Source organism: Achromobacter sp. UMC46, assembly GCF_014170335.1.
GTDB lineage: Bacteria > Pseudomonadota > Gammaproteobacteria > Burkholderiales > Burkholderiaceae_B > Achromobacter.
In genome coordinates, this window is the sequence record NZ_LZZS01000034.1 from 1 (window position 1) to 14557 (window position 14557).

The window sequence follows — 14557 nt, forward strand, 5'->3', positions numbered from 1 at the left end:
ACTCGCCACCAGACCGAAGTCCGTGCTGCCGTTCGACTTGCATGTGTAAGGCATCCCGCTAGCGTTCAATCTGAGCCAGGATCAAACTCTTCAGTTTAATCTCTGTATTTGTTTCGTATTCTTGGTCCGAATAAATCCGAACCAGGTCATACGTCGCTACTCAAAGGAAGTGAGGTATGTTCTTAAACTTGACGTCTAAGGTACTTCACTTCTAGTGAGCACTTGATTTCATTGTGCTTGTGAAGAGGTCAGGGTTTAACGCCTAACCTAATCACAGTGCATCGCATCAAGCGCCCACACTTATCGGTTGTTTAATTGTTAAAGAGCGGTACTGCTAAATTCTTCACTGCCATTTCGCTGAACCCGCCAGCTTCGCGCTGCTTTCGCTTTGCGTCGCTCGCTGTTTTCAGCAGCAGAGAGGCAAGATTATGAAGGAGTTTTTATCGCTTGTCAAGTCAGCGTCGTTCGCTTTCGCGCCCCTGCTTTCTTGCTTGCGACCCCTTCAGGTCTGCTCTCGGGTCTGCTCTCTTTAGCAGCTATCGAAACATCAGAACAACCCATCAGGGTTAACCCTAAGTTTTCGGCAACTGCCAAGCCTGAAACTATAACACAACTTTTGCAGATTATGCAACCGGCTTTTGCCTGACTTGCATCCTATCTTGCAACCCCGCCGCTTTCGCGGCAGCCCTGAATTTCAGGGGTTGGTTACTACTTCAGGCGGCTAGCGATTCGATCCGGGTAAACCCTGAATTCTTATCACCAGCCAAGCCCAAGACTATAGCACGATTTTTGCAGATTGTGCAACTGGCTTTTGCCTGATTTGCGTCAATCCTTGCAACAACCGCTGGGCGCTCATTCCTGAACCCGTCGCGGCAGACTTGGCTGGGTTACCCCGGGTTTTCACCTTGCCTTGCCTGTTGTGCTTGCCTGGCCCCGCAGTTCAAAAACTGTCTGAACTGCGAAGGAGCGAGACTATAGCACAAGTTTTTGGGCCGTCATCCGCGAAAGCCAAGAAAATTATGGGCTTCGCAAGCGAACCCCCAGCTTCCTCTCTGCATCCCTATATATAGAGGCCGACTTATAGAGGCCGGCTTTCCTCCCCCCTCTATATATAGTTGCCGCGCCCGGCTTGCCTACGCTTGGGGTACGTTTACTATTCGCCTGTACGCCGCACCCAATTGGAGACGAACACGCTATGCCCCCAGCCATCGCCCTGAGCGAAGATATCCTGATCAACGTCACCCCCTTTGAAACCCGCGTTGCGCTGGTGGAACTGGGGTCCGTGCAGGAGCTGCATGTGGAACGCAGCATCCAGCGGGGCCATGTCGGCAATATCTATCTGGGACGGGTGGTGCGTGTGCTGCCCGGCATGCAAAGCGCCTTCATCGACATCGGGCTGGAGCGGGCCGCCTTCATCCATATCGCCGACCTGCGCGAGAACCGGGGAGAACGCAGCCAGGGCCTGACGCCCACGCCCATCGAGAAGCTGCTATTCGAGGGACAGACCATTATGGTCCAGGTGGTCAAGGACCCCTTGGGCACCAAGGGCGCGCGGCTCTCGACCCAGATCAGCATGGCCGGGCGAATGCTGGTCTACCTGCCGCATGATCCGCACATCGGGATTTCCCAGAAGATCGACTCCGAATCCGAACGCATCCAGCTGCGGGAACGCGTGCAGGCGTTGATGCCGGCCGAGGAGAAAGGCGGATTTATCGTCCGCACCCAAGCCGAGGGCGCCAATGACGAGGAGCTGACGGCTGATCTGGAGTATTTGCGCAAGTTGTGGGCCAGCGTCCAGGCCGCCGCCCGCACCCAGCCCGCCCCCGCCCTGCTTCACCAGGACCTGACGCTGGCGCAACGCGTGCTACGCGACATGGTGGGCCCGGGCACGGGGACCATCCTGGTGGATTCGCGCACGACCAGCGCGGCCATGCTGGAGTGGGCTCGCATTTACACGCCGTCGGTGGTCGACCGCATCCAGCACTACAGCGGCGAACGGCCGCTGTTCGATACCGCCAATGTGGACGACGAGATCGCACGCGCGCTGTCGCGGCGGGTGGATTTGAAGTCCGGCGGTTACCTGATCATCGATCAGACCGAAGCGCTGACGACCGTGGACGTCAACACGGGCGGTTTCGTGGGCGGCCGCAATTTCGACGACACCATCTTCAAGACAAACCTGGAGGCGGCGCAGGCCATCGCCCGCCAGCTTCGGCTGCGCAACCTGGGCGGCATCGTCATCCTGGACTTCATCGACATGGAGGAACAGGAGCACCGCGATACCGTTCTGGCCGAACTCAAGAAAGCCTTGTCGCGCGACCGCACGCGTATGACCGTCAATGGCTTTACGCAATTGGGCCTGGTGGAGATGACGCGCAAGCGCACGCGCGACTCGCTGGCGCATCAGCTGTGCGAACCCTGCCCCATGTGCGAATCGCGCGGCAACGTGCGCACGCCGCGCACGGTCTGCTATGAAATCCTGCGGGAGATCCTGCGCGAAGCACGCCAGTTCAATCCCAAGGAATTCCGCATCCTTGCCTCGCAAGACGTGGTGGACCTGTTCCTGGAAGAGGAAAGCCAACACCTGGCGATGCTGGGGGACTTCGTCGGCAAGCGCGTGTCGCTGGAAGTGGAAAGCACGTATTCCCAGGAGAAGTACGACATCATCCTGGTCTAGTCTTCCGGACCACTGGCCAGGCATCAGCGCTAGCGCGGCACGCGCGTTAGCAGGTTACAGGCTCCTTTTCAACTCAACCTGTATGGATTGTGTGTCCTAATGGTTCGATTGAAATGAAGTTTGAAACCCATGGCGGCAATCAGGGGTAGCCGATAAGCTGCGGGCGCTTTTGCGGGGTCTACCCCTGCCTGGCGCCCTTTTTTTTGCTTTCGGAGATCAATGCAATGAAGTCCCTATTCCGTCCGTTCCTACTGCTGGTCGCGGCGTTGCCGCTGGTGCTGGCAGCCTGCGGCGACAAGGAACCCGAGCAGCGCGCCGCGTTCACGCAGTACCTGCAGACCCGCATCGTCGACAAGCCCGGCGTGCGCGTGCCCGCGTTGACGGATGAAGAAAAGAGATCTTTTGGCGATTACGCCGCGCACTACGCGGTGATCACCGACTTCAATTCGGGCATGGACGCATCGGTCAAGCCGCTGTCCGGCATCATGCAGAAGGGCTCCGTGCGTTCACTGAACGATATCCTGACGCGCCGCGACGACCTGAAGGGCATGCAAGGGTCGCTGAACGACATGGGCGCCGCGCTGAAGGAACAGAAATCGAAGGCTGACGCCGCACGCGCCCAGCTCAAGCAGCCCGACGACCTGAAAGCCGTGTACGACAAGGCCTACGACAAGACCGTGAGCCTGCCGGCCGATACGTTCCGCGACGTGTTGCCGCAACTGAACGCCACGTTCGACAGCAGCCTGAAGATCGCCGATTACGTTGAAGCCCACAAGGCGCAGATCGACATCTCGGGGTCGATCGTCAAGGTCCAGGATCCGGCGGTGCAGACCGAGTTGAACCAACTGCTCCAAGACCTGAATGCCCAGGCCAAGAACCTGCAGCAGGCGCAGACGCGCATGCAAGCGGTGATGCTGGGCCGCTGACCGCCCGCCTGGTTGCCGTGGCCCGCTACAGCGCGACCACCCGGTTCCGGCCGGATTTCTTGGCCTGATAGACGGCGGCATCCGCGGCTTCGACCAAGGTGGACGATTCCTGGTCCGCCTTGGGGACTACGGTCGCAACGCCGATGCTGACCGTGACGATGCCGCTGTCGTTGTCCTGGTGCGGGACCTGCCGATCCGCAATGGCGCGCCGGATGGTTTCCGCAATGCCTATCGCACGCTGACGGCTGGTGTTGGGCAACAGCACCACGAATTCTTCGCCCCCGTAGCGCGCCGCCAGATCGCGCGGACGGCGGGCTTTTTTCTTCAGCGTCGACGCCATCGCCTTCAACAATTCGTCGCCTTCCTGGTGACCGTAGCGATCGTTGTAGAGCTTGAACCGGTCCGCATCCAGGAACAGCAGCGACAGCGGATGGCCGTCGCGCCGGGCAGCCTGCCACTCGCGCGTCAGCGCCTCATCGAACGTGCGTCGGTTGGGGATGCCCGTCAGGCCGTCCGTCCGTGCCTGCTTTTCCAGCTGCGCCTCGAACGCACGCCTTAAGCGCATTTCGCGCCGGAACAGCACGATCTGCGCGATGACCGACAGGAACAGCGCAAGCGTGACTGGAATGACCAGCACGGCGCGCCTGACCCAGGGCTCCAGGATATCGTCCACCGCCAGGGCCACGTTGATCACCAGCGGCGTGTTTTCAATCCTCTGGAACGTGTGCAGGCGGTTGATGGAGTCCCGCGACAACGTGCCGACGAACGCGCCCTCGCGGCGGACCAGGAATTGCTGGAAGTCCTGCGGGAATTCGAGTTCGCGGCCCATGTCCGACAGCGAGTAGGGATTGCGGACCAGCACCACGCCGTCATTGCGGAACACCGTGATGGCATCGCGTTCGCCGATCGACAGCGTGCCAAAGCGGTCGCGGAAATACGCCAGCCGCAGCGATCCGACGACGACGCCCGCGAAACTTCCGTCGGGACGAGATATTCGCCGGCTGATGGCGATGCTCTCGTCTCCGCCGCGCAAGGGACTGCGATACGGACGGCTGACGTACATGCCGACGTCATCGGCGTCGCGATGGACCTGGAAGTAGTCCCAGTCGGAAAAATTCCGTTCCGAGGGACTGATGTCCATCGAGGCATAGCGCACGTTGCCGTTTTCGTCCAGCACGGCGATGGCACCCAGGTACTCCGCCGACGACGACCGGTCGAAAAGGAAACGGTGCAGCGCTTCGCCTTGAATGCGTTCGATGCCGGGTTCGCGCAGGCGTTCGACCACGCCTTGCAGCGACAAGTCGTATAAGAGCAACGTGCGGCCGATGTCCGCCGCGAGCATGCCGGTGAGGTTATGCCCCGCCGTATAGGCAGATTCCCAGGTAAGGCGCCGGTCGATCCACAGCAACGCCACCGCGGCCGCACAGATGCCGATCGCGACCAGCCCGGCCAGCGCGTACAGGGTGCGATGCAAAAATCCACGGGACTTCAATGCGGCGCTCCTTCACGAGGACGGTCGGAAATGTCGTGGCATATGCCTTCGGCAGCCCATGCGGCAAGATAATGCCGCTACCCTGCTGCCTGCGCAAGATCGCTGCAAGGCAAGCAGAGCACGATCCCGTGCATCGCCAGCGCCGCCCAGCTACGATGTGGCCCCTATGAATCACAATGATCGCGTCTACACCCTGCCCCGCTGGCGGGCGACCCAATGGCTGGTCAATCCCGGAGGGGATGTGCCGGCGGAAATCCGCGTCGCGCTGATCGGCGGGCTATTCGGATCACTGCCCATCTTTTTCGGCGGCATCATCAACACGCTGCTGGTGGCGGCCCTGATCACATTCCGCCATCCCGAGCCACCATTCCTGCTGTGGCTGGGCCTGGAGCTGCTTGTCTGCCTGTCCCGGATCAAAGTCCTGGTGACCGCCCGCAAGGCGGCGTTGGCCGGCCGCCCCACCCCTACCGACCTGTACGTGGTGCTGGCCCTGCTTTGGGCATTGAGCGTGGGCTATGGCACGTTCATCAGCCTGATCAGCGGCGACTGGATCGCGGCGACGGTGGCTTGCCTGTCCGCCGCATCGATGGTGGGCGGCATCTGCGTGCGCAATTTCGGCGCGCCGCGGATGTCGGCCGTCATGGTCGCGCTAAGCGTCGGACCTTGTGCGATGGGTGCCCTCTTCACTGAAGAGCCCATTTTCTGGCTGGTCCTGGTGCAGGTGCCGCTTTATATGACGTCGATGTCGATGGCGTCCTACCGGCTGAACGGCATGCTGGTGGCGACCATGTTGGCCGAACGCGAGAACGAGCGGCACGCGCGCCAGGACTCGCTGACCGGCCTGCTGAACCGCCACGGGCTGTTCCAGGCACTGGACCAGGCCGTGGCGGACGCCCGCCCGGGACGCATGGAATTCGCCGTGCTGTATCTGGACCTGGACGGATTCAAGGCGGTCAACGACACCTACGGGCATGCTGCCGGCGACACACTGCTGAAGCAGGTATCCGAACGCCTGCTGGCGCTGATGCCCGATGGTGCCGTGGCGGCGCGCATCGGCGGCGATGAATTCGTGCTGCTGATCCGCCAAAGTCCGCAGACCGAAGCGCAGGCGATTGGCGACCGAATCGTGCAATCGGTCTCGCAACCCTATGATGTGAAAGAAGAAAATCCGGTTTTGATTGGCGGAAGCGTCGGCATTGCGCTGATTCCACGCCACGGCGCCGATACCGCGGCCGTGCTGCACGCCGCTGACCAGGCGCTTACCTGGCGAAATCCGCCGGCAAACGCCGGACGGCGATGGCCGAGGCCTGAACTCCGGACGCCCCGCGCCCGGAGCCGCCCTTACGACACCGCCGTGGCGGCGATGCGGAAGGGGAAGGCGCGGACGCCCCGTACCTTGTCGGTCTCGCGTTGCGCGTTGATCGCCCAGGCAGGCCCGGCCCCGCCAGTGGATGACATCAACTGGCGCATGGCGCCGGCCGAAAACCCGCATTGCAAGGCCAAGGCCTGGCGCCGGGCAAGCTCGACACCCACAGCGTGCGGCGTCGCGAAACTACGATCCGATTGCAGCATGGCAGCCCCCTGGCAAATGCTCTTCGTCAGTGAAGAGTCAGTGCGATTGAGACTACCGCAGTCTTTTGGTTTTGCGCGTGAAATGATACGTAAAGTAATGCAAAGATGCGGAAATATAGCGCGCGAAATAAGACTGTCATGCCAATGGGTTAGCAGCCGCCTCGGCCGTTTCTCGGTCGGGCTGGTCATTCCTGCCGTCCGCCGGGCCTGTCATGTTCCCGTACAGCAGCGAACGGCCCGCGAACAGGCCGCCGGCCACTTCGAGGTCGAACCGCTCGGTGTCGCGCCTGCGGACGTCTTCCACCACCTCGGACGCCTCGTCGGCCGGCACCCCGATCGCGCGCAGCGCCGCCTCGCCGAAGACCAGCGCGGATTCCAGGGTTTCGCGCACCTGATAGTCCACCCCTTCCTTGGCCAGCGCCAGGGAATGGATCCGGTCATAGGCGCGCACCACCACCTTGACCAGCGGAAATTCGGCCTTGATCAGCTTGACCATGTGATTCACGGCCTGGGGATTGTCGATGCAGATCAGGATCGCGCAGGCGTGCTCCGCGCCAGCGGTGCGCAGCATGTCGATGCGGGTGCCGTCGCCGTAATAGACCTTGACCCCCCATTTGGCCGCTGCCCGGATCGCGTCGGTGTCGGTATCCAGGATGGACACCGTCAGGTCGCGGGCCAGCATCGCCTGCGTGACGATCTGGCCGAAACGGCCGAATCCGACAATCAGGGCGCAGCCGTCCAGATCCTTGGCGACATCCACGCCGTCCATGGACGGCGCGGGCTTGGGCAGCAGCCACCGCAGCGCCAGCACGCACAGCGGCGTCAACGCCATCGAAATGATGACGACGGCCGTCAGCACGGCGCCGGTATGCGCATCGAAAATGCCGGCCGCAGCCGCCGCGCCATACAGCACGAAGGCGAATTCGCCGCCTTGGGCCAGCAGCGCGGTGCGGGTCATGGCCTCGGCGTGGGAGGCGCGCAGCAACCGCGCCACCACGTAGACGCCCACGGATTTCACGAGCATGAACACCAGCACGGCCGCCAGGATCAGCGGCCATTCCCGGGCGACGGCGGACAAGTCGAGCGACATGCCCACGCCCAGGAAGAAGAGGCCCAGCAGGATTCCGCGGAAGGGCTCGACTTCGGCCTCTAATTGGTGACGGAACGTGGACTCCGACAGCAGGACACCGGCCAGGAACGCCCCCATGGCCATCGACAGGCCGCCCAGTTCCATCAGCAGCGCCGCGCCCAGCACGACCAGCAAGGCGGCTGCGGTCATGACTTCCCGGGCATGGGCCGCCGCCAGCAGCCGGAACAGCGGATTCAGCAGCCAGCGGCCCGCCGCCAACAGGGCCAGGATGCACCCGACGGCGATGGCGGACTGCATCCACGGATCGCCGTGCTCGGCCCCACCTGCTGGCGCCAGCAAGGCGACGAGCGCCAGCAAGGGCACGATGGCCAGGTCTTCCAACAGCAGGATGGAGACGATGCGCTGGCCTTGCGCGGTGGCGCTGTCGCCGCGTTCGCCCAGGATCTGCATCACGATGGCGGTGGACGACAGCACGAAGCCCATCGCCGCCATGAAGGCGGCGGGGCCGGACAGGCCGGCCAGAAGGCCGACCACCGTCAGGAGGCCGCCGCAGGTGACCACCTGCGCCACCCCCAGGCCGAAGATCTCGCCGCGCAGCTTCCATAGGCGCGACGGCTGCATTTCCAGCCCGATGATGAAGAGGAACATCACCACGCCCAGTTCGGCCACGTGCAGGATGGATTTCGGATCGGAGAAAAAGCCGATCCCGAACGGGCCGATGGCCAGGCCGGCCGCCAGGTAGCCCAGCACGGACCCCAGCCCCAGCCGCTTGAAGATCGGAACGGCGATGACGGCCGCGCCCAGCAGGACGACGACGTTGACGAGTTGATTGCCTTCGGCGGGCAGAGCCATGTGGCGCTCCAGGTTGTGCGGCGGGGGGGCCTGCCCCATTTTCCGTCAATCCGGGGGATTGGCAATCCGGAACTACGGCAGGCCCGCGACAAAAAAAACCGCCGCGAAAGGCGGCGGTCGGGGCGGTGGCGTCGCGCTCAGTCGTCGCGGAACTGCATCTTGTACAGCGAAGCGTACAGGCCGTTGGCGGCCAGCAGTTCAGAGTGGGGACCATGTTCGACGATCTTGCCCGCGTCCAGCACGATGATGCGGTCGGCGTTCTGGACCGTGGACAGGCGGTGCGCGATGACCAGCGTAGTGCGACCCTTCATCAGGCGTTCCAGCGATGCCTGGACCTGGCGTTCGGACTCGTTGTCGAGCGCCGAGGTGGCTTCGTCCAGGATCAGGATCGGCGCGTTCTTGATCAGTGCGCGGGCGATCGCCAGGCGCTGGCGCTGGCCGCCCGACAGGCGGGCGGCGTTTTCACCCACCTGCGTGTTGATGCCTTGCGGCAGGCCTTCCACGAACTCCAGCAGGTTGGCCGCCGCCAGGGCGTCGCGCACCTTCTGTTCGCTGGAGCTGCCCAATGCGCCATACCCGACGTTGGCCGCGATGGTGTCGTCGAACAGCACGACGTCCTGGCTGACCAGCGACAGGTGTGAACGCAAGCTGCGCAAAGTCAGGTCGTTGATCGGCGTGTCGTCCACCAGGATGGTGCCGCTGTCGGCCAGCACAAAGCGCGGCAACATGTTGACCAGCGTCGTCTTGCCGCTGCCCGAACGGCCCACCAGGGCCACGGTCTGGCCGGGTTCCACGGTGAAGGAGATGTCATTGACCGTGTCGCGGTCGGCATCGGGGAAGCGGTGCGTGACGTTGCGGAACTCCACTTTGCCGCGCACGGGTTCGGGCAGTTCCTTGGTGCCGGTGTCGTTCTCGGGCGTCTGGTCGATCAGCGTGAACACGCTTTCGGCCGACACCAGCATCTTCTGCATGCGCGCCGCGACGTTGGTCAGGCGCTTGATGGGGTCGAAAATCTGCGCCAGCGCGGCCATGAACGACGCGAAGCTGCCCACGGTGAGCGCTCCGCTGTTGGCCTGGCTGAGCGCGACGGCGATGACCGCGCCGACCGAAATCGAGATGCAGACCTGCGTCAGCGGCGTCAGCGCGGCATCCGCCGTGGCGGTGCGCATGGCGAAGCGGCGCAGGCGGCGGCTGACGAAATCGAAACGGCCGCGTTCGACTTCATAGCCGTCGAACAGCTTGATGACGCGCTGGCCGTCGATGCCTTCGCCGACCACGCGGGTCAGTTCGGCGTTCATGTTGACGGTGTCGCGGTTGATACGGCGCAGGCGCTTGATGAAGAAGCGCGAGATCAGCACCGACACCGGCAGCATGATCAGGATGATCAGCGTCAGCACCCACGACATGTAGAGCAGCACGCCGATCAGGGCCAGCACCACCAGGGTTTCGCGCACCAGCACCGTGATGACGTCGGTGGCGTAGCCCGTGACGTTGCCGGCATCGATCGTGAAGCGGTTGAGCAGCCGGCCGGTGTCGCCGCGCTTGAAATCGGAATCAGGCAGGCCGAGCAGGCGTTCGAACATGTCGCGGCGCATGCCCAGCAGCACATTGTTGGCCACCCAGGCCAGCAGGTAGTCGCTGAAGAAGTTGCAGATCCCGCGCAGCAGGATCAAACCCACGACCGCTAGCGGCAAGGCCCAGACATAATAGGGTTTGGCCCCCGAAAAGCCGCCGTCCAGCAAGGGCTTCATAATGACGGCCAGAACGGGTTGCGTGGCCGCCGCGCCCGCCATCAGCAGGACAGCCAGCAGCAAGCCCTTCCAGTAAGAACCCACCCGGCTGTATATCCGGCTCCAGAGTTCAGACTTGACGGGGTTGGAATCCGCGGGTGCGTTGCGTGCGGCAGAATTCAAAGGGAACACTCGCTTTTATACAATTGTGCCCGGGATTGTACCGGCTACGCGCCGACGCGCTGTAGCGCCCCCCCTCATTCCAGCCTCATTTTCCCCTCATCCGCCCATGTCCGAAATCAGTTGCTTATACGTCCGGTTGCCCAATTGGGTGGGCGATGTCTGCATGAGCCTGCCCAGCCTGCGCGCCCTGCAGGCCGCTGGCCTGCCCCTGGTCATTTGCGCCCGCCCCTGGGCCCGCGACCTGCTGGATGGCGTGGCCAAACAGGATTTCATCCCCATGCGCGGCAAGGTCGGCCCCGACCGGGCCGCCGTCAGCGCACACCGGCGCAGCCTGGGCGCCCTGGGGCGGCGCGCCCGCGGCCTGCTGCTGCCGGATTCGCTGTCCAGCGCGCTGGTCTTCCGGCTGGCGGGCCTGCCTTCGGCGGGCTACCGGGACGACGGCCGCAGCTTCCTGCTGCGCTGGCCCGTCGCCAAACCCGACGAGTCGCTGCACGCCGTCCAGTCCTGGCATTACCTGACCCGCGAAGCCCTGACCCGCTGGGGCCTGCCGTCCGGCCCCGCCCAGCCCGGCCCGACCCTGGACCTGCCGCTGACGCCCGCCCACCAGGAAGCCGCCGGCCAGGCGCTGCAGGCCGCCGGGCTGGCGCCCCACGGTTTCGTGCTGATCGCCCCGACTGCCACCGGGCTGCACAAGGGCAAGATCAAGGTCTGGCCAGGATTCGATACACTGACCCGCGCCTTACAAGCGCGCGGCCATACCGTGGTAATGTGCCCCCCTCCGGCTGAAACCGACGAGGCCCGGCGCAATGCGCCGACGGCGCAACTGCTGCCGCCCTTGCCGTTGGGCGCATTTGCCGCGCTGACGGCCCAGGCGGCGTTGGTGATTTGTAACGATTCCGGCGTCTCGCACGTCGCCGCGGCGGCTTCCGCCCGGGAACTTGCGCTGTTTGGTGTGACCCGGCCAGGACGAACCGGCCCGTGGTCGCCGCGGGCCGTCTGCGTCGGATCGGATCAAGCTTGGCCGTCCGTCGAAGAAGTGGAACAGCAGGCCATCACCCTGTTGGGCGGGACGAAGTAATCAGGATAGTTTTGACATGACCTTTTCCAGCTACCTCACGAATCTGATCATCCCTTACAACCTGTGCGTGACCTTTGTCATCATCGGTCTGGTGCTGTGCCTGTTCCGGCTGCGCAAGACCGGCGGCGCCATCATTGCCGCAGGCCTGCTTTGGGCATTGGCGTGGTCGCTGCCGGCCACCTCGCTGTGGCTGGGCGGCGCGCTGGAAAGCCGCTACCCGCACTTGCCTCCAGAGGATTCGCCGACCGCCGACGCCATCGTGGTGCTGGGCGGCAATACGGCCAATGGCCGCGCGAACTGGTTCCTGCCCTATGACAAGGGCACGGCGGTGGTGCGCGTGGACACGGCGGCCCAGCTTTACCTGGCCGGACGCGCGCCCAAGGTGGTGCTGTCGGGCGGCGCGCTGGAAGGCGATATCAGCGAAGCCCGCGGCATGGCGCACGCCATCCGCCAGCAAGGCGTGCCCGAAACCGCGCTGATCCTGGAAAACGCCAGCCGCACCACCTACGAGAACGCCGCCCTGACCGAAGACCAGCTCAAATCGCGCGGTATCGGCAAGGTGCTGCTGGTGACGTCGGCGCTGCATATGCCGCGCGCCATGGCCGCCTTCTCCAAGCAGGGCGTGGAAGCGATTGCCGCCCCCGCCCCGCCCCAGATCGTGGCGCCCACGGACGGTTCGCTGTCGTTGTGGGTGCCCGACGAGCGCACCTTCGACGCCAGCCGTTCCATCATCAAGGAATACGCCGGCCTGTTCGTGTATTGGCTGCGCGGATGGGTATGAGTTTGACCGGGCGGTCCGCGCCCGCGCTGGACTGCCGGGCGGGATGCGGCGCCTGTTGCATCGCGCCGTCGATCACCCGGCCGATTCCGGGCATGCCTGACGGCAAGCCGGCGGGCGTGCCGTGTATCCAGCTACTGCCGGACATGCGCTGCGCGATCTTCGGCCAGCCCTCACGGCCGGATTTCTGCGGCGGCCTGCAACCCCAGCACGACATGTGCGGCCCCGACCGCGAACACGCGGTCCTGTGGCTGGGGGAGCTGGAACGGGCGACAGCACCTGGCCACTGAGGCGAGCGCCGCGCGGGGAAAGGTCAAACCCGGCTTGGGCGCGCTTGCAGCACCTTTTCGTACAGTTCCTCATATCTTGAGGCAACCGTTTCCCAGCTCTGATCGCGGGCGATCTCCAGGCCGCGCTCGGTCAATGCCGCCCGCAATTCGGGCTCTGAACCCAAGCGCTCCAGCGCCTGCGCCAATTGCGCGCCATCGCGCGGATCTTGCAGGATCAGGGCGTCCTTGCCGGCGGACAGATATTGCGCAAAGCCGCAATACGCCGGGGAACTGACCACGACCGGCAGCCCGTGCGACATCGCTTCCAGCGGCGCCATGCCGTAGCTGTCGTTCAGCGTGGGATGCGCATAGATGTCCGCCGCGCTGAAATACTGGGCCACTTCCGGCGTCGGGTCGACCAGCGTGACGCGGTGCGCGATGCCGCTGGCGGCGCGGACCCGGTCGCGAGTGGGCGCATCCGCGCCCACGACCAGCAGCTTGTAATGGCCAGGCAACTGCGCCAGCGCATCCAGCAAAGCCGGCAGCCCTTTGCGCAACGGGTTGCGGGCCACCAGCAGGCAACCCATCGTGCCCGCGTCCCAGCCCAGGCGCGCACGCGTGGCGTCGCGGCCGCGGGAATCCTCGCCCGACGGCAATTTGACCCCGGGCGCGATGATGTCCACCCGCAATTGCGGGCCGTAGCTGCGGTGCAGTTGATCCATGATCAAGCCGGACACGGCGACCACGCGCCGCGCGGGCACGCAGCGCACGCGCAGCTTTTCCAGCAGCAGATAGGTGACCAGGCGCGGACTCAGCCACGCCGTCACCCGGGCGAGCGGCCTGACGCGCGTGATGCGGTTGTAGCGCACGGGCGTCACGTGCATCACCTGGATGTCTCCGGCCCAGCCGTTCATGTGCGAATGCACGATGTCGAACTTGCCGCGCGTGAGCCGGTCGGCCCGCCAGGCGAAGTACAGCACCCGCATCCAGCTGGGCAGCCAACCGGGAAAGCGCACCGGCAGGAATCGGAACGGCAGGTCGCAGTCGAAGTCGCGCGCCACGATGGAGACGTCGTGGCGCTGGCTCAGGACGCGCATCAGCTCGACGCCATAGGCCTCCGCGCCTCCGAAGCGATTGCCGAAGCGGTCGACCAGCAACGCGATGCGAAGCCGCCGCTCAGCGGCGCCGGCGGGTGTCTTCATACCGGGTCAGGCACTTCTGGAGGAAGCGGATGATGTTGGTGGAACGCGCCACTGTCACCCGAGGCAGCCCGAACGGATCGTCGGACGCCGCAGCCAGGCCGCGCTGCGTCAGCGTGGCGTTGTCGTAGCCGGCCTCGCGGGCCATGGCGCGATGTTCCGGCCCATGGTCGCCGTAGGGGTAGCAGAAAGCCGTGACAGGCCCGCCCAGCGCCTGCTCCAGTTCGTCCTTGGATTCAACGATCTGGCGCTTGGCTTCCTCGGGCGCCATTTCGGGCAGATGCACGTGGTCCAGCGTATGCGAACCGACCTCGTTGCCGGCCTGCGCCCATTCGCGCATTTCCTGCACGGTCATCAGGGCCGAAAACGGGATGCCTTTTTCAAGGTCCCAGACGTTGCCGCCGTCGAATTGGCGCGCGACGAAATAGTTGGTGGCGGTGAAGCCCAGTTCACTGAGCACGGGCATCGCGTTGTGATGCACATTGCGGTAGCCGTCGTCGAAGGTGATGCCGAACACCTTGCCCTGGCGCTCGCCGCGCACATAGGGCATGACGTCGCGCATGGACAGGCCGCGATAGCCTAGCCGGCGCATCCAGCGCATCTGGCGGGCGAAGCTGTCGGGATGTACGGTCAATCCGCGAAACGGCGTGCCCTTGGGGTTGGGCTCGCCGATCTGGTGGTACATGAGAATGGGGATAGACATAGGACCGG

Annotated in this window: 11 protein-coding genes, 1 rRNA gene and 1 pseudogene; 6 read left to right on the plus strand and 7 right to left on the minus strand. The window is 64.3% G+C overall.

Features of this window, described 5'->3' with window-relative positions:
- Positions 1-97, minus strand: a 16S ribosomal RNA gene (locus tag A9973_RS23165); the annotation flags it as partial.
- 1116 nt (positions 98-1213) lie between these two features.
- Here A9973_RS23165 and rng point away from each other — a divergent pair.
- The gene (gene rng, locus A9973_RS23170; RefSeq protein ID WP_183016136.1) at positions 1214-2677 is read left to right on the plus strand and encodes a ribonuclease G; all 1464 of its coding nucleotides are present in this window, start codon (positions 1214-1216) and stop codon (positions 2675-2677) included.
- A 224-nt stretch (positions 2678-2901) separates the two neighbouring features.
- A complete protein-coding gene (locus tag A9973_RS23175) occupies positions 2902-3603 on the plus strand; it encodes a DUF3053 domain-containing protein (protein WP_183016019.1) in 702 nt (233 codons plus the stop codon).
- 25 nt (positions 3604-3628) lie between these two features.
- Here the strand turns inward: A9973_RS23175 and A9973_RS23180 are convergent, their stop codons facing one another.
- Positions 3629-5095 carry a sensor domain-containing diguanylate cyclase gene (locus A9973_RS23180; protein ID WP_183016020.1) on the minus strand — a complete coding sequence of 489 codons (1467 nt, stop codon included), beginning with the start codon at positions 5093-5095 and terminating at the stop codon, positions 3629-3631.
- 166 nt (positions 5096-5261) lie between these two features.
- On the opposite strand from A9973_RS23180, the pseudogene A9973_RS31390 reads away from it, so the two are divergent.
- Positions 5262-6406 (plus strand): annotated as a pseudogene (locus tag A9973_RS31390) (diguanylate cyclase domain-containing protein).
- A gap of 30 nt (positions 6407-6436) precedes the next feature.
- Here A9973_RS31390 and A9973_RS23190 read toward each other — a convergent pair.
- The 3 genes from A9973_RS23190 to msbA all read right to left on the minus strand — a co-directional run bounded on the left by A9973_RS23190 (position 6437) and on the right by msbA (position 10522).
- Positions 6437-6667 carry a hypothetical protein gene (locus A9973_RS23190; RefSeq protein ID WP_183016021.1) on the minus strand — a complete coding sequence of 77 codons (231 nt, stop codon included), beginning with the start codon at positions 6665-6667 and terminating at the stop codon, positions 6437-6439.
- 136 nt (positions 6668-6803) lie between these two features.
- The gene (locus A9973_RS23195; RefSeq protein WP_183016022.1) at positions 6804-8609 is read right to left on the minus strand and encodes a monovalent cation:proton antiporter-2 (CPA2) family protein; all 1806 of its coding nucleotides are present in this window, start codon (positions 8607-8609) and stop codon (positions 6804-6806) included.
- Positions 8610-8746: 137 nt separating this feature from the next.
- Entirely contained in the window at positions 8747-10522 is a 1776-nt protein-coding gene (msbA, locus tag A9973_RS23200) for a lipid A export permease/ATP-binding protein MsbA (RefSeq protein ID WP_183016023.1), read from the minus strand.
- Between the two features lie 106 nt (positions 10523-10628).
- On the opposite strand from msbA, the gene A9973_RS23205 reads away from it, so the two are divergent.
- From A9973_RS23205 to A9973_RS23215, 3 genes are read left to right on the plus strand one after another with little or no spacing between them, the layout of a single operon-like run.
- Positions 10629-11600, plus strand: a complete 972-nt coding sequence (locus A9973_RS23205) for a glycosyltransferase family 9 protein (protein ID WP_183016024.1) — start codon at positions 10629-10631, stop codon at positions 11598-11600.
- 16 nt (positions 11601-11616) lie between these two features.
- Positions 11617-12381 (plus strand): YdcF family protein, encoded by a 765-nt coding sequence (locus A9973_RS23210; protein WP_183016025.1) that lies wholly within the window; start codon positions 11617-11619, stop codon positions 12379-12381.
- Complete coding sequence (locus tag A9973_RS23215; protein ID WP_183016026.1) at positions 12378-12668, plus strand: YkgJ family cysteine cluster protein; 291 nt, start codon at positions 12378-12380, stop codon at positions 12666-12668. Before A9973_RS23210 ends, A9973_RS23215 begins: the two co-directional genes overlap by 4 nt.
- Positions 12669-12691: 23 nt before the next feature.
- Here the strand turns inward: A9973_RS23215 and A9973_RS23220 are convergent, their stop codons facing one another.
- Both A9973_RS23220 and A9973_RS23225 read right to left on the minus strand, forming a co-directional pair.
- Positions 12692-13849: a glycosyltransferase family 4 protein gene (locus A9973_RS23220; protein WP_183016027.1), complete on the minus strand. Its 1158-nt coding sequence runs from the start codon at positions 13847-13849 to the stop codon at positions 12692-12694.
- Positions 13824-14549, minus strand: coding sequence for a polysaccharide deacetylase family protein (locus A9973_RS23225; RefSeq protein WP_183016028.1), 726 nt, complete (start codon positions 14547-14549; stop codon positions 13824-13826). The genes A9973_RS23220 and A9973_RS23225 overlap by 26 nt, the downstream gene beginning before the upstream one ends.
- Between the last annotated feature and the right edge of the window lie 8 nt (positions 14550-14557).